The organism is Bradyrhizobium sp. LCT2 (assembly GCF_009931255.1).
GTDB classification, from domain to species: domain Bacteria; phylum Pseudomonadota; class Alphaproteobacteria; order Rhizobiales; family Xanthobacteraceae; genus Bradyrhizobium; species Bradyrhizobium diazoefficiens.
On sequence record NZ_CP034432.1, the window covers coordinates 7,877,653 to 7,896,674 of the forward strand.

The 19,022-nt window shown below is 64.9% G+C and carries 18 protein-coding genes and 1 tRNA gene; 7 read left to right on the forward strand and 12 right to left on the reverse strand.

Features of this window, described 5'->3' with window-relative positions; all coding sequences use genetic code 11:
- Positions 1-221: 221 nt before the first annotated feature.
- The 6 genes from EI171_RS37220 to chpT all read right to left on the reverse strand — a co-directional run bounded on the left by EI171_RS37220 (position 222) and on the right by chpT (position 7,003).
- Positions 222-1,094: a protein-glutamate O-methyltransferase CheR gene (locus EI171_RS37220; protein ID WP_161536236.1), complete on the reverse strand. Its 873-nt coding sequence runs from the start codon at positions 1,092-1,094 to the stop codon at positions 222-224.
- Positions 1,091-2,284: a chemotaxis response regulator protein-glutamate methylesterase gene (locus EI171_RS37225; protein ID WP_161536237.1), complete on the reverse strand. Its 1,194-nt coding sequence runs from the start codon at positions 2,282-2,284 to the stop codon at positions 1,091-1,093. The genes EI171_RS37220 and EI171_RS37225 overlap by 4 nt, the downstream gene beginning before the upstream one ends.
- Before the next feature lie 75 nt (positions 2,285-2,359).
- The gene (locus EI171_RS37230) at positions 2,360-2,725 is read right to left on the reverse strand and encodes a PleD family two-component system response regulator (protein WP_007600538.1); all 366 of its coding nucleotides are present in this window, start codon (positions 2,723-2,725) and stop codon (positions 2,360-2,362) included.
- Positions 2,726-2,798: 73 nt separating this feature from the next.
- Complete coding sequence (locus EI171_RS37235) at positions 2,799-3,269, reverse strand: chemotaxis protein CheW (RefSeq protein WP_011084983.1); 471 nt, start codon at positions 3,267-3,269, stop codon at positions 2,799-2,801.
- Between the two features lie 81 nt (positions 3,270-3,350).
- Positions 3,351-6,152: a hybrid sensor histidine kinase/response regulator gene (locus tag EI171_RS37240; protein WP_161536238.1), complete on the reverse strand. Its 2,802-nt coding sequence runs from the start codon at positions 6,150-6,152 to the stop codon at positions 3,351-3,353.
- Between the two features lie 197 nt (positions 6,153-6,349).
- Entirely contained in the window at positions 6,350-7,003 is a 654-nt protein-coding gene (chpT, locus tag EI171_RS37245) for a histidine phosphotransferase ChpT (protein ID WP_028176023.1), read from the reverse strand.
- A gap of 185 nt (positions 7,004-7,188) precedes the next feature.
- On the opposite strand from chpT, the gene EI171_RS37250 reads away from it, so the two are divergent.
- Positions 7,189-8,019, forward strand: a complete 831-nt coding sequence (locus EI171_RS37250; protein WP_082756024.1) for a 3'(2'),5'-bisphosphate nucleotidase CysQ — start codon at positions 7,189-7,191, stop codon at positions 8,017-8,019.
- Here EI171_RS37250 and EI171_RS37255 read toward each other — a convergent pair.
- On the reverse strand, positions 8,013-8,498 hold the full coding sequence (locus EI171_RS37255; protein ID WP_028176025.1) for a YHS domain-containing (seleno)protein: 486 nt from the start codon (positions 8,496-8,498) through the stop codon (positions 8,013-8,015). The genes EI171_RS37250 and EI171_RS37255 overlap by 7 nt on opposite strands.
- 139 nt (positions 8,499-8,637) lie before the next feature.
- On the opposite strand from EI171_RS37255, the gene EI171_RS37260 reads away from it, so the two are divergent.
- The 3 genes from EI171_RS37260 to EI171_RS37270 all read left to right on the forward strand — a co-directional run bounded on the left by EI171_RS37260 (position 8,638) and on the right by EI171_RS37270 (position 10,894).
- The gene (locus EI171_RS37260) at positions 8,638-9,243 is read left to right on the forward strand and encodes a DUF1134 domain-containing protein (protein WP_018646986.1); all 606 of its coding nucleotides are present in this window, start codon (positions 8,638-8,640) and stop codon (positions 9,241-9,243) included.
- 119 nt (positions 9,244-9,362) lie between these two features.
- A complete protein-coding gene (locus EI171_RS37265; RefSeq protein WP_161536239.1) occupies positions 9,363-10,661 on the forward strand; it encodes a hypothetical protein in 1,299 nt (432 codons plus the stop codon).
- A gap of 158 nt (positions 10,662-10,819) precedes the next feature.
- A tRNA-Val gene (locus tag EI171_RS37270) sits at positions 10,820-10,894 on the forward strand.
- 265 nt (positions 10,895-11,159) lie between these two features.
- Here EI171_RS37270 and EI171_RS37275 read toward each other — a convergent pair.
- The 4 genes from EI171_RS37275 to EI171_RS37290 all read right to left on the reverse strand — a co-directional run bounded on the left by EI171_RS37275 (position 11,160) and on the right by EI171_RS37290 (position 13,438).
- Entirely contained in the window at positions 11,160-11,837 is a 678-nt protein-coding gene (locus EI171_RS37275; RefSeq protein ID WP_011089958.1) for a hypothetical protein, read from the reverse strand.
- Positions 11,838-11,883: 46 nt separating this feature from the next.
- Positions 11,884-12,372: a transcription elongation factor GreA gene (gene greA, locus EI171_RS37280; RefSeq protein ID WP_060910668.1), complete on the reverse strand. Its 489-nt coding sequence runs from the start codon at positions 12,370-12,372 to the stop codon at positions 11,884-11,886.
- 97 nt (positions 12,373-12,469) lie between these two features.
- A complete protein-coding gene (locus EI171_RS37285; protein ID WP_011089960.1) occupies positions 12,470-12,955 on the reverse strand; it encodes a hypothetical protein in 486 nt (161 codons plus the stop codon).
- Positions 12,956-13,099: 144 nt separating this feature from the next.
- A complete protein-coding gene (locus EI171_RS37290) occupies positions 13,100-13,438 on the reverse strand; it encodes a hypothetical protein (RefSeq protein ID WP_161536240.1) in 339 nt (112 codons plus the stop codon).
- Positions 13,439-13,706: 268 nt separating this feature from the next.
- Here EI171_RS37290 and EI171_RS37295 point away from each other — a divergent pair, with 268 nt between their 5' ends.
- From EI171_RS37295 to EI171_RS37305, 3 genes are all read left to right on the forward strand, one after another.
- The gene (locus EI171_RS37295) at positions 13,707-13,940 is read left to right on the forward strand and encodes a DUF3551 domain-containing protein (protein ID WP_060910666.1); all 234 of its coding nucleotides are present in this window, start codon (positions 13,707-13,709) and stop codon (positions 13,938-13,940) included.
- Positions 13,941-14,270: 330 nt separating this feature from the next.
- Positions 14,271-15,806 (forward strand): heme peroxidase family protein, encoded by a 1,536-nt coding sequence (locus EI171_RS37300; RefSeq protein WP_161536241.1) that lies wholly within the window; start codon positions 14,271-14,273, stop codon positions 15,804-15,806.
- Between the two features lie 384 nt (positions 15,807-16,190).
- The gene (locus EI171_RS37305) at positions 16,191-16,628 is read left to right on the forward strand and encodes a PaaI family thioesterase (protein WP_060912627.1); all 438 of its coding nucleotides are present in this window, start codon (positions 16,191-16,193) and stop codon (positions 16,626-16,628) included.
- A 424-nt stretch (positions 16,629-17,052) separates the two neighbouring features.
- Here the strand turns inward: EI171_RS37305 and EI171_RS37310 are convergent, their stop codons facing one another.
- Complete coding sequence (locus EI171_RS37310; protein WP_161536242.1) at positions 17,053-18,867, reverse strand: caspase family protein; 1,815 nt, start codon at positions 18,865-18,867, stop codon at positions 17,053-17,055.
- Positions 18,868-19,022: the final 155 nt, after the last annotated feature.

The window sequence follows — 19,022 nt, forward strand, 5'->3', positions numbered from 1 at the left end:
CCGCGTCCGCGGGACCCTCGGCAGCATAGCAGGTCTTTCAGATGCTGGTCAGGGTCACGACCGTGCTGCATCGCGGCGCGAGGTCTATTGCGCGGTAGCGGAGTAACTCGCAGGGCTCAAGCGCTCGTGAAGCGTCGCGCACAATGACGGAAGATATCTCGTCAGATGTTGTCGATCGTTCGCAACGACGGCGCTCTCTCAGAGCGCCTGTCATTCGGCAATCACCGCGCCGCGGCGATCTTCAGCGGCTGCGGCATCAGTCCGCCCATGGGGCGGCCGGAGCGCGCCGGGTTGAGCTGATAGAGACCGCGGCGCTCAGTGATGGGACGGAACGCATCGGTGATGCCGACGACGGATTCGGCGGCGCCAAGCAGCAGCGTGCCGTCGGCTTCCAGCCCCTTCGCCATGCGCTCGAAGATCACCGCCTTGGTATCCTGGTCGAAATAGATCAACACGTTGCGGCAGAAGATCACGTCGAACGTGCCGAGATGGGAAAAGTCCTGCAACAGATTGAGCTGGCGGAACTGCACCATCGCGCGAATGTCGGCATTGAGCTGCCAGAGTTCGCCGACTTGCGTGAAATACTTCATCAGGTGCTGGATCGGCAGGCCGCGCTGCACCTCGAACTGGCTGTAGACGCCGGCCTTGGATTTCTCCAGCACCTCCTGCGACAGGTCGGTCGCGACGATCTCGACGCGCCAGCCGGCCAGGGCCGCGCCCATCTCCTTCACGCACATCGCGATCGAATAGGGCTCCTGCCCCGTCGACGACGCCGCCGACCAGATGCGCAGCGACTTGCGCGCAGCGCGCGCCTGGATCAGGCCCGGCAGGATGGTCTCGCGCAGATGATCGAACGGAATCTTGTCGCGGTAGAAGAAGGTCTCGTTGGTGGTCATCGCTTCGACCACGTCGGTCGCAAGCCGGCCATCGCCGTTCCTGATCTTCAGCACGAGATCGGGGATGCCTGGCAGGCTCGCCTTGCGGGCGAGCGGCAGCAGCCGGTTCTCGACCAGATACTGCTTGTCGGCGGAGAGATCGAGGCCGGATCGCTCTTTCAGGAACTTGCGCAGATACTCGTAGTCAACCGGCGTCACGAGCGGTCTCCCGCGAACAGGCGGTTGACCTTGGCGCCGATCTGGTTGAGCGGCAGGATCGCCGCGCAGATGCCGGCATTGGCCGCCGCGCCCGGCATGCCCCAGACGACGCTGGAGGCTTCATCCTGGGCGATGACGCTGCCGCCGGCAGCCACGATGTCCTTGCCGCCGCGCATGCCGTCCGAGCCCATGCCCGTCAGGATCACGGAGAGGATGGCGCCGTGCCAGATGTCGATGGCGGAGGTGAAGAGCGGATCGACCGCGGGCTTGCAGAAATTGACGGCGGGGCCGTCGTCGAGCGCGATCGCCACGTCCGCACCGCTGCGCACCACGCGCATGTGCTTGCCGCCGGGCGCGAGATAGATCCGACCCGGCTTCACCGGCTCGCCGTCGACCGCCTCGGCTGCCGGCCGCCGGCTCGAACGCGCCAGATGCTCGGCAAGAATGGTGGTGAAGGTCGGCGGCATGTGCTGGGTGATCAGCACCGGGAAGCGGTCGATCACCGGGCCGAGCTCGGTGACGAGGGCCATCAGCGCCTGCGGTCCGCCGGTCGAGGAGCCGATCAGCAGCACCTTGGGTGCCAGGGTCGAGAACGGGCGCGTGGACAGCGCCCCCGACGACAGGGCATTGGCGGCCGGAGCCGGTGCGGCGGGCCGCGCGACAAACGGTGCACGCGCAGCCGGCGGGGGGCTCGCGGGCGCCAGCGGCGGGCTCGCAACCGCGGCCTTCCGGCGCAGCCGTGCACCGAGGTGACGGATCTTCTGGATCAGGTCGTGATGGAAGGTGTCCGCGGCCGACGCTTCGCGCGTCGATTCCGGCTTCGGAATGTAGTCGGCCGCGCCGAGCGACAGCGCCTTGAAGCTGATCTCCGCGTTGCGGCGCGTCAGCGTCGAGGCCATGATGATGACGAGATCGCGCTTCTTCGCCAGCAATTGCGGCAGCGCCGAGATGCCGTCGAGCTCGGGCATTTCGATGTCGAGCACGGCAACATCAGGGTTGATGCGTTCGAGCTGGTTGACCGCCTCGAGCCCGGTACGCAGCGAGGCTGCGACCTCCATGTCGTGCTCGGCACCGACCCAGCGCGAGATCAGACCGCGGATGACGACGGAGTCATCGACGATCATCACCCGCAGCGGTCCCGCTTCACGCGACGAACCCGAGGTCGAATTACCTGCGAACGCAACACTCATTACTCACCAACTCAGACTGAAACGGTTCAGTTGAAGACAAACGCCGAAGGAGCCGTTCAGCCTCCGGACGGTCGCTCAGATCAGGCCGACTTCCTGGAACTTCGCCGTCACGATGTCCTTGTCGAAGGGCTTCATGATGTACTCGTTGGCGCCGGCATGAAGCGCACGCGCGATGTGCGCAACGTCGTTCTCGGTGGTGCAGAAGACCACCTTGGGCTGGTCGCCGCCGGGCATGCGCCGGAGATGGCCGAGGAACTCGTAGCCGTCCATGACAGGCATGTTCCAGTCCAGCAGCACCGCGTCGGGCAAGCCGCGCTTGCAGGCCTCCAGCGCCTTCTCACCGTCCTCGGCTTCGAGGATCTGGAAGTCGAGGCCCTCCAGGATGCGGCGCGCGACCTTGCGGATGACGCTGGAATCATCAACGACGAGACAAGTGCGCATGTGAACCTCTGCTTCCTGTCCCCTTCGCGGGGACACTTCCAATTGCAAGTCCGTCGGCGGCAGTGCCGCCGTATCAGGCCGCCATCATCTCGGGCGCGAGCTCGAGGACGCGATCGACGTCGAGGACGACCATGAGCTGGCCGTCGAGGCGGTGGACACCGCCGGCGAGCTTGGCCATGCGGGGGTCGAGGTTGACGGGGTTCTCTTCCTTGCCGTCCTCGGGCAGGCGCAGCACCTCGCCGATCTGGTCGATCAGCAGGCCATAGGATTCGCCGCGCAGGTCGACACCGACCGCCATCGGCACCTTGCCGTCCTCGGGCCTCGGCAGGCCGAGACGGGCGCGCATGTCGACCACGGTGACGATGCGGCCGCGCAGGTTGAGGACGCCGGCGATCTCGCGGGAGGACAGCGGAACGCGGGTGACGCGCTCGGGCATGAACACGTCCTGGACGCGGGAGATCGGCAGGCCGAACAGCTGGCCGCCGATCATCGCGGTGACGTATTCGACCATGGCGCCTTCGGTGGACTGGGTCTTGTTGGCCATCAGCGTATCTCCTGATCCCGCTTTTTCGTTTTGAGCATGATCTCGTCGGAAAACCGCTTCACACTTTTCCGGATCATGCTCTTACGCCGCTGCCCGGCTCAGCTCGGAGGCGCCGGCGGCGCCCGCGGTCTGCTCCTTCAGCGCCGCGATCAGACCGGGACGGTCGAACTTGGCGACATAGTCGTGGAAGCCGGCCTGACGGCCGCGCTCGATCGCCGCCGGCGACACCAGCGCGGACAGGCCGATGATCGGCATTGCGCCGAGATTGTTGTCGGAGCGGATCACCTCGGCGAACTCGAACCCGTTCATGTCGGGCATCTCGATGTCGGTCAGGACCACGTCGAAGCTCTGGGCGCGCAGCGCGGCCAGGCCCTCCTGCGCGGTCGGCGCGGTGCGGACGCGGTAGCCGGCCGCTTTCAGGACCGGCGCCAGCATGTTGCGGAAGAACGCGGAGTCGTCGACCAGCAGCACCGACTGCGAGTGCATCGACGGCTTCATCTCCTTGCGGGTGAACCAGTCGGCGAACGCCATCGGCAGGAAGTGGCCGACGTCAATCACCTCGGTGGCCTGCCCCTTGATCACGGCCGAGCCCAGGATGCCCTGGCTGGAGCCGCCGACCTCGATGTTGAGGCGCTCCTCGACGATGTCGATGATCTCGTCGACGACGAGGCCCATGGAGCGGCCGTCGTCGGCGAACACCAGGATCGGCTGGGCGCCTTGGCTCGCAACGGTGACGCTCTCCATGGCGACGAGCGGCATCAGCTGCTCGCGGTACTGCACCATGTAGCGGCCGTTGCTGAACTCGATCTTGTCGGCGGGGAGCTCTTCCAGGCGCGTAACGAGCCCGAGCGGGACCGCCTTGGGCTGGGACGAGCCGGCGCGGAACACCAGCAGCGAAGTGGTCTGCTCGCCACTTCCGATGTGATGCGCCCCGTTCTCGTCGCCCATGTCATGGGCCGAGGAGCCGGCGGCACCCAGCGCCTTGGCAATGCCGTTGGGGTCGATGATCATGATGACGGCGCCATCGCCCAGGATGGTGTTGCCGGAGAACATGTCGATGTGACGCAGCTTCGTCGACATCGGCTTCACCACGATTTCTTCGGTGTGGAAGACGCCGTCGACGACGATGCCGAAGGTCTGGCTGCCGACCTGCGTCACCACGATAAAACCGTTCTCGGGATCGCTGGCCGCGCCGTCGTCGATCTTGAGCAGCTTCTTCAAATGGATCAGCGGTAAGAGCTTGTTGCGCAGGCGCAGGACGGCGGTGTCCTTGATGCGCTCGATGCGGTGCTCGCTGTTGGCGCGGGCCCGGACCAGCTCGACGACGGAGAGCTGCGGGATCGCAAAGCGGTCGCCGGCGGCTTCCACGATCAGCGCGGAGACGATGGCCAAGGTCAGCGGGATCTTGATGGTGACGCTCGAGCCCTCGCCGGCCACCGACTTGATGTCGATGGTGCCGCCGATCTGGTCGATATTGGTGCGCACCACGTCCATGCCGACGCCGCGGCCCGACACCGAGGTGATGGCGGCCGCGGTCGAGAAGCCCGGCGCGAAGATGAACTTGTGGATCTGGGCTTCGCTCATCTTCTCGAGCTCGGCCTCGGTGACGAGACCCGAGGAGATCGCCTTGGCCTTGATCCTCTCGGTGTTGAGGCCGCGGCCGTTGTCGGCGATGCAGATGATGATGTGGCCGCCCTCGTGATAGGCGGAGAGGCGGATGGTGCCCTGCTCGCCCTTGCCGGCCGCGAGCCGCTCGGTGGGGGTCTCCAGGCCATGGTCGGCGGAGTTGCGCACCATGTGGGTGAGCGGGTCCTTGATCAGGTCGAGCACCTGGCGGTCGAGCTCGGTGTCGGCGCCGTGCATCTCCAGCTCGATCTGCTTGCCGAGTTCGCTCGACAGGTCGCGGACGATGCGGGGCAGCTTCTGCCAGGCATTGCCGATCGGCTGCATGCGCGTCTTCATGACGCCTTCCTGCAGTTCGGCGGTGACGTTGGAGAGGCGCTGCAACGGCACCTTGAACTCGGTGTCCTCGTTGCGGCGGGAGATCTCCAGCAGCTGGTTGCGGGTCAAGACCAGCTCGGAGACCATGGTCATCAGATGCTCCAGCGTATCCACGTTGACGCGGATCGACTGGTTGGCGATGCGGTCGCCCTCGGAGGCGCCCTCGTCGGCCATCGACTTCTTCGGCGCGGCCTTCTCCTTGGCGGCAGGCTTGGCAGCTTCCTTGGCAGCCTCTTTGGCAACAGGGGCCGGAGCCGGCGCGGGCTCAGCCTTGACCTCGGCCTTGGCAACGGGTGCGGGGATTGGGGCTTCGATCGCGGTTTCGCGGAAGGCGCGCTCGAGCTCGTCCAGCGACACCTCGCCCGGGCGCAGCGGGCGCTCCAGGGTCTGATCGATCAGTGAACCCGTGGTCATGTCCTTGGCCGGCGCAGCGGCGGCCGGAGCTTCCGGCACCAGCGGCGGGGCGTCAGCAACGGGAGCGGCGCTGCCAGCCGCCATTGCCGCCATGCCCTGCTCGACCATCGCTTCCAGCTTGTCGATGAGATCGCGGTCGGTGCCCTCCGGCTCGGCTTCGGTCGCCTCGAGGCCGGCGAGGATCTCCTTGATCCGGTCGATCGAGGACAGGATCACCGTCACCGCCTGCCCCGTCACCGGCATGCCGTCACGGAACTTGCCCATCAGCGTCTCGCCGGCATGCGCCAGCGCTTCCAGTCGCGGCAGGCCGAGGAAGCCGCACGTCCCCTTGATGGTGTGGACCAGGCGGAAGATGTTATCCAGGATCTTGGCGTTGTTCGGCTCCTGCTCGAACTTCACCAGCTGATTGTCGACGGTGTCCAGGCTCTCGCTGGTCTCCGTCAAGAACTCCCGCAACAGATCATCCATGAAAACAGGCCTTCATACAGGGAGGGCGCGCACGAGGCGTGATGCGCCATTTCGGAATGGGGCCAGCTTCACCGCAAAGCGTTTAATAATGGTTGAGTATGTGGAAAAGAACGGAACCAACAAAGAGATAAGGCGCTCCGGACAAGCCGAAGCGCCTCGTAAAGATTCGATTAACGTCTTGAGAGCGATGCGCGCGTTTACGAAGCGGTAACGATGATGGCCGCGCCTTCCGGTGCCAGCGTCACGGTGAGCCCGCAGGCCTGCGCGAGCAGCCGCGTATAATAAGGCTGGATCGCGTGCGCATCCGCAGCGGGCCCGCGCTCGCCGCTCAGGAGCTCGGCGATGTTCTGCGGCAGGCGCGCGTTGTGTCCGGTCGCGGTGATGCGAAAGCTCATCGTCTCGCCCTCGCCGACCGGATCGATCGTCAGCGTACCGCCGCGCGGGATCGTATGCTGGGCCACGACCAGCATGTTGAGCAGCAGCTTGACGCGATTCTTCGGCAGCAGCAGCCGCGGCAGATTCCACGTGATCGTGCACTTGCCGTCCTCGATGTGGCCGCGCGCCATGGTCTGGGCATCGCCGAGGTCGATCTGGGCGCCGGAGGAGCCGGCGGCGCCGAAGGCGAGACGGCAGAACTGGAGGCGGGCGGAGGCCGTCTTGGCGCTCTTGCGAATCAGGTCGAGCGCGAACTCGCGGTCCTCGGGCTTGGGATCGTCATCGAGCACTTCGAGCCCGTTGACGATGGCGCCGACGGGGCTGATGAGATCGTGGCAGACCCGCGAGCACAGCAGCGCGGCGAGTTCGAGCATATCGGGAGCAGTAACGGTCGCGGGCGACGAGGCGTCAGACATATAATGGGGTCCTGGAGGGTTCCTGGAATTGCACGGCGCTGGACGCCGCGAATCACGCATGCTTGACGGATGCTGCGGGTTCTAACATTCGCAAGCCTGCGGCAGCTAGCTTGCGATCGGTTCGGGGCGGCCATAAAGCCAGGGCGAATCAGTCGAGCAGGAACGGAATTGCCGATGAATGAGGCATGCAGGTGAAGCGGATCATCGACGGCGCGGCCGCATCCGACCTGATGGAGCCGCTCACCGCGCTGGTGGTGAAGGCGGGCGAAGCGATCCTCGCGGTCAACCGCGCGGCGATGCGGGTCGACGGCAAGCAGGACGGCTCGCCGGTGACCGAGGCCGACCTTGCCGCCGACCGCGTCATTGCGGACGGCCTGGCGCAGCTCGCAGGCGACATCCCGACGCTGTCGGAGGAACGGACCCAGCTCGCCGCTCCGCCGTTCCGCGACAGCTTCTTCCTGATCGATCCGCTCGACGGTACCAAGGAGTTCGTGGCCGGCCGCGATGAGTTCACCGTCAACCTCGCCCTCGTCACTCAGGGGGTGCCGCTGCTCGGCATCGTCAGCGCACCCGCACTCGGGCTGCTCTGGCGCGGCATCGTCGGCCGCGGCGCCGAGCGCGTCAGATTTGACGGCGCTACCATCGGTGCCGCCGAGCCGGTCCATACCCGCAAGCTGCCGGCGCCGGGCGAGCCCTGGGTCGCGGCGGTGAGCCGCTCGCACGGCGATCCCAAAAGCGAAGCGTTCATCGACAACAGGCCCAATGCCGTCAGAAGGACGGTCGGCTCGGCCGTGAAATTCGGCCGGATCGCGGAAGGCAGCGCCGACATCTATCCCCGCTTCGGGCCCACTTCGGAGTGGGATGTCGGGGCCGGCTGCGCGGTCGTAACCGCGGCCGGCGGCAAGGTCACCGACGGCAAGGGCGGCGAGATCCTGTTCGGCCAGCGGCAGGACACCGGCTTCATCATCCCGGAGTTCATCGCCTGGGGCGACCCGCAGGCGGTAGACCGCTACTGACTGAGCTGCTCCTGAAGCGCCGGCCAGCGCTTGCCGACTTCGTAGAGGAAGCGCTCCGGATTGGCGGCGAAGGCGTCGCGATTGGCCTCCCGGCTGAACAGGTAAAGTCGCTGCGCCACGATCGCGAAGAAGCGGGGGTTGCCGGCGATGGTGACGCCGCGGGCGATGTCGGCAGGGTCATAGCCGCCGAACTGCGGCCCATAGATCTCGGGATGGGCCAGGAAGGAGGCCCGGTTGCCCTCGTTCCGGAAGCGCCAGACCGCACCCCAGAGGTTCGCTTCGAACTCAGCTGTCCCCTGCACGGCGCTGCCATCGACGAAATAGGCGACGGGATCGAAGCCCTCGATGGCGACGCCGCTGAAGCGGTTGACGACGATCCGTTCGGTGGTGGCAGCCTGGGCGGGCAACCATGCGCAGGCCATCCAAATGCCCGCCAGCAGGCAGACGAGGCGGCCGATCAAGGCAATTCCGGGGCGCAAAGGGCTATCTTCCTGCCGTTGTGCCGTCATAGTTGCTGCGGATAACATCCGAGTCGAGGGGACATCCGGTGCAACCTAGAGCCGTGCCTGTTGGCGTCAGGTTAAGGAAGCGATCGGATTCGATACCAGGGGTTCTTTTATGACTTTCGCATCACGCCTTGCTGCGCTCGCGCTCGCCGCGATGGTCGGCTGGATCGTGCCGGCCTCCGCCCAGCAGGCGCCGCCGCCCAACCTGCCGCCGCCGCAGCGGACCCCGACGCCCAGCACCTATGGGCCGGACGAGCTCGTGACCGCCGGCCACCGCTTCTTCGGCAACGTCTCGCGCGGGCTCGCCTCGATCATCGAGAAGGCGGTCAGCCAATGGGGCCTGCCGAACGGCTATATCCTGGGTGAGGAAGGCTCCGGCGCGTTCGTCGCCGGCCTGCGCTATGGCGAAGGCACGCTCTACACCAAGAACGCCGGCGACCTGCGCGTCTACTGGCAGGGCCCCTCGCTCGGCTTCGACTGGGGCGGCGACGGCGCGCGCACCATGACGCTGGTCTACAACCTGCCCGCCACCAACGCGATCTACCAGCGCTTCGCCGGCCTCGACGGCTCGGCCTATATCATCGGCGGCTTCGGCATGACGGCGCTCACCGCCAACAACATCGTGCTGGTGCCGATCCGCTCCGGACTCGGCCTGCGGCTGGGAGCCAATATCGGCTACCTGAAGTACACGCCGCGCGCGACCTGGAACCCGTTCTAGGACTCCTTCCACCGGTCCAATTCCGGATTCACGTTAACAACAGGGCGGGGCTGGCTTTTTGCCGGCCCGCCATGCATTGTCGTTGGTAAATTTTTCCTTAGCTTTGGGAGTTCTGGCCCATGGTCGAACCGATCATGTACCTGGCGATCGGTTTCCTGCTCGCGATGCTGTGCGGGCTTGCCATCGTGCCGCTGGTGCATAACCGCGCGGTGCGCCTGACCACGCGCCGGCTCGAGGCCGCCACCCCGCTGTCGATGGCCGAGATCCAGGCCGACAAGGACCAGCTCCGCGCCGAATTCGCCATGTCGGCGCGCCGGCTCGAGATGAGCGTCGACCAGCTCAAGAACAAGACCACGAGCCAGCTCGCCGAGCTCGGCAAGAAGAGCGATGCCATCAACCGCATGAAGATCGAGCTCGGCGAGAAGAACGCCACGATCTTCGCGCTGGAGGCGCGCGAGAAGGCGGTGAAGGAGCAGCTCCGCGCCACCGAAGAGGAATTCAGCGCCAAGACCGAAGCATTGCGCGGCGCCGAGAATGCGCTGACCGACAAGCAAAACGAGCTGGCAAAGATCAACTCCGAACTGTCCAACCGCTCGATGATGGCGGAGAGCCGCCAGGTCGAGCTGGTCGCGGTGCGCGCGCAGATCGAGGAATTGAAGAACCGCGTCGGCGATGCCGAGAAGGAGTTTGCCGCAACGCAGGCGCGGCTGACGCAGGAGCGAACCGAATCCGAGACCGCCTCGCGCGAGCTCGGCGATGCACGCGGCCGCGTCGAGAATCTGAGCCAGCGCGTCAACGAGCTCGATCGCCAGCTCATCGTGCAGGTGAAGGAGGCCGAGATGCTCTCGGGCCGCGTCGCCGACCTCGAGGGACGCCTCGCCACGCAAGGCAAGCTGCTCGCCGAGCGCGACTACGAGAACAACCAGCTCCGCCAGGCCAGCGAGGGCTCCGAGCGCACCATCAAGGAGCTCCGCGTCGAGATCGCCGCCTTGAGCGGCGGCAAATCGTCGGCCGCCGTGGAGCAGCTGCGCGCGGAAAAGGCCGCGCTGGAGGAGCAGCTCCGCACCGCGCGCGACGAGCGCGCCAAGCTCCAGCGCGACATCAACGCGATCCAGCAGCAGGCGGAGAGCTCCTGGGCGACCGAGCGCATGGAGAACGCGCTGCTGCGCGAGCGCATCAACGACATCGCCGCCGAGGTCGCAAAGCTGGCGATGCAGCTCGAAGGCCCGAACTCGCCGATCGAGGCGCTGCTTGCGGCCGAGGCCGGCCAGCCGCCGAAGCCGGCGCCGCGCCCGGCCAACGACGCCGCCAGCAACGGCGCGGCCGCTGGCACCCTGCCCGAGGGCGGCGGAACACTGGCCGAGCGTATCCGCGCGCTCCAGGCCCACGCCTCTCGCGCCCGCCAGCAGGGTGCGTAAGCGGGCCGAAACCCGGCTTCACCGCTGGATTGCGTGATCTACGAAAGGTTTTCGGGCCGGAGGACGCCTCGAAACTTGACACCCTCGGCCCGCACTTCTAAATCGCGGGCTCTGATGCGCCGGCCGGCCGAAAGTCCGGCCGTCGGCATGATGGTCCCGGGCGCATAGCTCAGCGGGAGAGCGTTCCCTTCACACGGGAGAGGTCCAAGGTTCGATCCCTTGTGCGCCCACCATCCATCCTCCTGAACCCTGCCGGTTGCTGACGATCCCCGACGCCTGGCGGCTGTCGTCCCCCGCCCAAATCAAAAACGTCGAAAACAACCCCATGCACAGTAGCCGACATCAGTCGGATCAATGGGTTACGCCTTTTCCGAATCGACTTGCTCCGTCGGGCAAGACAGGGGCATGATGGCAGCATTCGAGGAGAGAGTTCCTGAGCCCGTCATTGCCATGACGGAGCAAGGGACGAGACCGCGCCGGTTCACGCGCACGCAAGCTTCAAGCGGCCCGAGCCGGCCGCAAGGCCGCGTAGAGGCCGACGAGGGTCCCGATGGCGACCAGCGCTGCCGCCAGCAGCAGCTGCAATTCGCCATCATCGGTGGCGCCTACCGACGATACAAGTCTGGTCACGACGACGAACAGAACGCCCACGGAGGCCGCTGCACCCACGCAAAGATGGACGATCTCTCGCGTCAGGTTACGGCCGAGCAGTCCGAGTGCCGTGAAATACATCGCGCACGCGTTGGGGTGAACGAACAAGGCAACGCGCGCGTAGGGACCGTAGGCGTCGAGCAGGGACTCACACCGACGCAGTGCCGCTTTTGAGGCAACCCGCTGCAACAGCGGTCTGAAAAAACGAGCCTGTCCGTAACTCAGGACGGCACCCACGATGATGGCCAGCCACGCCACGATAAAGACGGAGACATCCGCAGGCTTCGGATTGAGCGCCACGGACATCAGGATGAGGGCGGTCCCGGGAAAATAGCCAAAATACGGGAAGACCGACTCCAGCAGCACGCAGACGAACATGAAGACCGGAAACCACGGTGACCCGGTCGCCCCCTCGACGATGGCGTTCAAGTCGAAGAGATCGGTCTTGTACAGGACGAGGTACATGCACATGGCTAGTCCAGCCAGCGCGTAGAACGGCAACGCTCCCGACAAAAACCGTCTCATCCAACCATCGGGCTTTGTTGCGCGGGCACAGCACAGACCATCGATATCAGCACGATCCGATCGACAGAATCTCGATCTCCTGCGCGCCCGCTCCCACGACGTCTCCCACCGCCTTCCCGATCAGCGACCTCGCGACCGGCGAGACGAACGAGATCGAGCCGGCCTTCGGATCGGCTTCGTCCTCGCCGACGATGCGATAGGTCTGCACGCGGCCGTCAGGGCGGCTGAAAGTCACCGTGCTGCCGAAGGCGACGGTGTCGGTCGAGGCCGGGGTGGGAATGACCTGCGCGGTGCGCAGCCGTTCCGTCAGATAGCGCGCGTCGCGCAGGGGGACCGCGGACTGCCGGCGCTTCTCGTTGACGTCGTCGATGGCTTGCGCGGCCTCATAGGCCTCGCGCGCCTCTTGAAGCTGCGTCTGCAAGGCCTGCAAGCCCGCTTCGGTCACGAGGTTCGGATGAGGCGAGATCGGCCGATCCGGCAACAGCGTCTCGGACGCGGTTTCGGCGCTTTCTTCCTTGGTAAAGGCGACGCTCAATTCGTAAATCCTGTCGTACTGTTTTGGCTAACGGCGGTGCGCTCGCGCCGCAATCCCCGGGGATCGCGCGTCCGCACCTCACGGGCGATTGCCCGGACTATATCTCAAGCTGGACGAAACGGCGCAGCTTGAAGACGAGGTCCGGCATGGCCTGGCGGAACCGCGTCGCGTTCTGGAACGTGGTCGAGAATGGCGCGAAGGTGATCATCGCGTTCCAATGCCGGTATCCGTAGACCGTGACCGAGACGCCGGACGCGGGAAAGTCGTCCAGCTTGCGCAGCTCGCCGAGCACGAGATCGGCAATCGCTTCCGCGGGCAGCAATCGCTTGCCATCCGGTGTCGTGGCGATTTTTGCGGGCGGTTCGGCCGGCTTGGCGCCCGCAGGCTCGGCATTGGACGCATTGTCGGGCTTGGCCGGTGCCGCTTCGGGGATGGACGCCTCGACCGGCTCAAATCCATTCGTCGGCGCTGTCGGTGGACCCTCGGTGAGCGGCGGCGGTGCGACGACGTCTGCGCGCTTGTTGCCTCCCAGGATGCTGCTGATCATGGCCACAAGGCCAGCATCCTTCACGTCGTCACTCATTACGTCCCCCGGCTTTGGCCTACTCTAGCACTGCTCCGGCAGATCGCCACAACGTATGTATGGTCCGCCTCCCGCTGGCCAGGGCGCCTCCGTGTTGCACCGGCGGCGCGCGCGTCCAATTACGCCGCGCCGCCGTGCGATCCATCACTGCTTCTCGAACGGAATATATTGCTGGTACTGCCTGGGCACCGAGCTGCGATAGCGCGCGGGCACCGTGCCGGTGTCGACCGAATGATCGATCTCCTGCTGCCGCGTCATCCTCTTCTTCGCCGGCTTCTTCGATGCGCTCTTCTTGGAGTCGGACGGCTGGCCTGGCGTGTCGGTGGTCGCGCTCGGCGTTGTCGTCGTCGCGGCCGGGGCGGCGGTCGTCGCCGCAGGCGCCGGGGTCCCGCCGGCGGCTGGAGCGCTCTGCGCCAGCGCGAGCGGCGTTTGCATGAGAAGCGCCAGCGCTGCTGTCGCAGCCAGCAAATATGACCTTTGCATCAGAACCTCCAAAATAACTGACCCGAATGAGGCAAAGCGTACGCCTCCGGGAGCAACGTGGGCACGTCCGCCGACGGTAGGCCGGAACCCGGCCGCGAACTGTGGCCGAGATCACATTACTCGCCGCGGCTTGCCTCATCATAGACGCACGTCGAACGCAGCGCCCACTGCGGACACCAAGACAAGCACGACAAAGTGTCGGGCAAGTCCCGGAACACGCGGTTCGAGCTGGTGTTCCACATCCAACCGTTCCCAAAGGGAGACTGAAATGCGTCGCACCATCCTCACTCTCGCATCGTTCGTGGCCTTGATTGCCGCGACATTCCCGGCGGCCCAGGCCCACGCCGCCAACGACAGATATTGCCTGCAAGGCCGCATCTGGGGCTATCCCGGCAACTGCCAGTTCGCGACCTATCAGCAGTGCCAAGCCACCGCCTCCGGCACGTCGGCCTATTGCGGCGTCAACCCGCGCTACGCGTTCTCGCAGCAGCGCTATTACTGACGAATTTGCGGCGTGCGCGCATGACGCGCGCGCGCCGCCACAATTTTACGAGAAGACGGTCCACTGCGCCGATGGCCCGGCGAACCGACGTTGCGCCAAGCAGCTTGCGCCCGTCGATGACGAGAATGTTATCCGTCATCGTTTTGGGAAAAATTTGCAAAGCCCTGCCGCAGCTTGTCCGCAACGCTCCCTCCCCCCAAAAATCGTCGATGCCTGACAATTGTGATCTATCTCGCTTTCGGCGGGCGTGGTCTAGCCTAGCCTGCATATTCCAGCGCGAACAACTTCAGCTCGATTTGTTTCCATCGTGATTTTCCAGGGAGGTCATTTATGAGCAGCCGCCACAGCATTACTCCGCGCGGCCTGAACGCAACGCGTTCGTCGCTTTCGCAAGGCCGCTTCGGCCGCATGTTCCGCAAGCTCGCCCCGGCGAAATTCGGCCACAACGACGCCGACAATGTCGCGAACCTTTCGGCGCTGGCCGACAAGATGGTCGCCGATTTCGATGGGCCGAAGGACGGACCGGACGCGGAGGAGAGCGGCATTCCCGCGCTCTACACCTATTTCGGCCAGTTCATCGACCACGACATCACGTTCGATCCCGTCAGTTCGCTGACCAAGCAGCAGGATCCCGACGGGCTCGTCGACTTCCGCACGCCGGCGCTCGATCTGGACAATCTCTACGGCCGCGGTCCGAACGACCAGCCCTACATGTACGACGGCATCAAGTTCCGCCTCGGCGAGAAGCTGACCGGCGCGGGCGTGCCCGATGCCAGCGACCTGCCGCGCTTCAAGGGCCGCGCCCTGATCGGCGATCCCCGCAACGACGAGAACAGCATCGTCTCGCAGTTCCAGGCCCTGATGCTGCGCTTTCACAACCGCATGGTCGACGACAATGACAGCCTGTCGTTCGAAGAGGTGCAGCAGCGCGTCCGCTTCCACTATCAGTACGTCGTGCTGAACGACTTCCTGCCGCGCATCGTCACGGCCGACGTGCTGGATGAGCTGAAGACCGCGGGCCAATACGACCGCAGCAAGCTCGCCCACTATCACTGGAAGACCTATCCGTTCATGCCGGTCGAGTTCTCGGTTGCGGCCTACCGTCTCGGCCACTCCATGATCCGCCCCGGCTATCGGCTGAACGATGCGGGCAATATGCTATTGCAGATCTTCCCCGACCCCCACAATCCCGACACGAACGCGCTGACCGGCTTCCGCGCCATGGGCCCGGGCCGCGCCATGGACTGGGGCCGCTTCATCGATCTGGACACGCGCCCTTACGGCGTCGAGGACGACGACACCAATCCCGACAACAAGAAGCGACTTCAGTTCGCCTATCGCATCGATGCCTCGCTGGTGGATCCGCTGCGCAAATTGCCGCCGGAAGTCGCGTCGAATCCGTCCTCGCTGGCGCTGCGCAATCTCGAACGCAGCTGGCGGCTCGGCCTGCCCTCGGGCCAGGCGGTCGCCAGGGCGATGAATTTGACGCCGCTGACGGACGATCAGATCATCATCGGCAAGGCCGTGGACGAGCCCGGCGCAGGCGATCCACAAACCAAGATCGCTGACATCGCGAACGGCGTGTTCGCCGGCAATTGCCCGCTCTGGACCTACATCCTCGCCGAGGCGCGGCAGTCCCCGGCCGACGTCCCGATCCCCGTCACGGGCGGCCCCGGCACCGTCAAGACGCCGCAGCTCGGCCCCGTGGGCGGTCGCATCGTCGCCGAGGTGTTCCTGGGCATGATGTTCGGCGACAATTCCTCGGTGCTGTCGCAGGACCCGCAATGGACGCCGGTGACCGGCTCCGGCTTCGCGCTGAAGGACATCGTTGCCTACGCACTCGGCCAGGGCGATCCGCTGCACTGAGCCTACGCGGACGATGACGCGAGGGCCGCCCGCATCACGCGAGCGGCCTTTTGTCATCGCACGCGACGGGGAGAAGCGACCGGATTCCTAACGCGCATCGAGTGAGCTGAAGATCAGTCAGCTCTCGGGCGTGTCCTCATAAACTCGTCACGTCCGGTTTGCTCTCAGAAGGCGACATCGAGACCGACACGCCACCAGTTCCGCCTTGGGCCAATTCCGGACTTATGCACCGCAGCGAGCTACGCTTTGTTTGATCACCTCGTCGGCAGTGGAAACCACCTTTCTTGGGCGGCACTTGGATGCCGAACCACGGGTACGATTGTTTCTTGCGGATCGTCAGCGAATGGCACAGGTTTTCGCCAAGAAAGGAGCTCGCGCATGACCATGAACAGCACCGGTATCCCCGAAGGTTTCGAACCGCACTTCCGTAAGAGCCCTTTCACCGATCCTTGGGAACCGCTCTATTCGAAGCAGACGGACAAAGCCGTGATCATCGGATTACGGCTGGCCAAGCCGCACACCAATGCACGTGGCAACGTTCATGGCGGGCTGATCTCCGCGCTAGCTGACAACGCGATGGGCTATAGCTGCGCGCAGGCGATTGGCTGGGCATCGTCGCTGGCGACGATCACTCTTGTGGTCGACTTCACCGGCATCGCGCAGATCGGGCAATGGCTCACCGTGGACAGTGAGGTGATCAAAACCGGCAGAACGATCTGCTTCGCGCAAAGTCTAATCAAGGCCGACGACAGTGTAATCGCTCGGGCGAACGCCACGTTTCGCGCAGTGCCGAAGCATGAGGGTGACACTCATCCCCGTTAGCCGTTAATGCTCGCACCACACAACCGGCCTGAAAGAGCTTTCAGATCGATCTAGGTCCGCAACGGGTCAAAAGCAGCGGTGGACGCCAAGTAAGATCGGCGTCCGGTTTGCCCCCGACATCCGACATGACACGCGCTCAATCGACCTTCGGCTAAGGGCCAATAGCTGACATTCCGCTTATTCCATCGCTTCGTCGGCCCCGAGAGAGGTGCGCAGCGGAACAGTGATGTCTGCTCAGCGCTCGTTTACACCGAGAGGGTCGGCGGTTCGAATCCGTGACCGCCCACCATCACGCCCATTGCAGCCCAAAATCATAATGTGATCAGAGTATCCAGAGCCTTGCGGAAGGCAAGCCGCCGATCTGTCACAGGGATCACTCCTAAGCAAGGCGTTTGCATGCCGACGAACGCGGCCGGCGCGATGGTCAGTCGCACACCTCGCGTTGAATGAGGATACCCGATCCGTTGCCTGGGCTGTATCCACTCGCTATCCGACAGCCTTTGCCCACGGGCCTGCATCCCGCACCATTGCAAATCATCTGACCAGACGCTTGTGGCTTGGCTGGCGCTGTTTCTGTCCGCTTCCGCTGCTCATCACGTTTGATTGCCTCATCCCGCGTCGCGACCGGCTTCTTGTCCTGCAGCTTCTCGCATTCATTGTCGTCATTGACGCGATAGCCCGCGCGGCAGGTGATCTTCACGCAGGCATCGCCGTCGGCCCTGAAACCGTGGTCGCAGACCAGCGGGCAGACGCGACCCGGCTTCGCCTTGATTGCATCCAGCGCATCGAAGCTCGCGAGCTTGGCGTCGAACTTGGTGCCGGCGTATTTGTTGAACAGCGTCAGCGAGCGTTGTGACGCCGCACTCCAGTCGCCGTCCGCCGAGCTTGTCAGACAACCGACGCGGCGGAGTTCTGACTGCACCAGCTTCGTCGTTTCCTGGGGCGACATCGCCGGCGGGGTCGAAGAGGGCACTACGGCCGCGACCTTTTGCTCGGTGTTGGCGGCGATTTGTTTCTCGCCAGCCTGCTTGGCGGTTGCCTCGGCCGCCGCCTTGTCGGCCGCTTGCTTCTCGGCGAGCGCTTTGGCAACGGCGGCCTCGGCCTCCTTTCTTCGCTGCTCAGCGGCGGCGGCTTTTGCCTCCTCGATCTGCTTAGCCCTCTCAGCGCCCAGACGGGCATCCTCGGCGGCCTTGGCGGCTACCGCTGCCTTTTCCTGCTCGACCTTTTTGGCACGGTCGGCCGCGAGCCGGGTTTTCTCCTCTTCGGCCTGTCGAGCCTTGTCGGCGGCCGCAGCGCGTGTTTCCTCGGCGGCAATTTTCTTGAGCTGCACCTTTGCCAAGTCGGCATAAAAGCCGTTCGGGAAGGCCCTGAGAAACGCCTCCCATGCGTCACGGTCGCCCGCCTGAAGTGCGAGTTCGTAGCCCCTGCGGATTGCATCATCAGGGCTCGCCTGCGGTCCTGTGGCCGCCGGCTCCGCAGGCACGAGGGAAACGTCGTCACCACCCAGCGAGCCATAGACATACGGCTCCTGCTTGTAGCCGGTGTTCTTGAGGACGTCGTCGCGGACGAAGCCGAAAGCTTTACGCAGGTCGAGCCCCGGCGTTGGGAGGCGCTCGACCAGGGCTGCCGCAAATGGGCTGTTTCTGGAGTCCCCGTCTGAGGCCGTCGAGCCGGCTTTCGCCGCGAAGGCGATCATGGTGTTCGGGCTGGTCGGCTCGACCTTGGCAAGGCCGCGGCCGATGGCGCGCGCGGCAATCGTCCGCTTCATGGTTTTGGCGAACGGGTTATCGCGGCAGGCATCGAGGATGACCAGGCGGAGCTGCTTGGCCGGCTCGACCGCGAACAGAGCGCGGTCCAGCGGCAGCGTCTCGTCGAGGACATCGCTGTCCGTCTCGAGCGTGGCATCGGTGGGGATCAGATAATTGGTGCCGTCGAGCTCGATGCCATGACCGGCATAATAGACGACGGCCACATCGGTCTCACGCGCCCTGCCGCCGAAGTCGCGGAGCGCGCGGCGCATCTCGGCGGCATTGAGATCGAGCTTGATGTCGACCTGGTCGAATCCGGCCTTCTTGAACATGCCACCGATCAGCGTGGCATCATTAACCGGGTTCGTAAGCCTCGGCACGCTCTTGTAGGCCGAATTGCCAATAACGAGCGCGACCCGACGCTCGGCGTGCGCCGAACCGCAGATTAGCCAAACGACAAATAGCAATGAAAACCAGCGAAATGCGCCCATCACAGCCCCGAACATCACGTGCGCAGCGTATGCGGAGCCTGCCGAAAGGCAAGTATTGGATCTGTGATGCTGATCACTCAGGACTTCGGCATGTCGCCTATGGGTCAAAAGCGGCCGTCGGGGCCGAGTGCTGCAAAGCGTCCGCTATCGGTCCA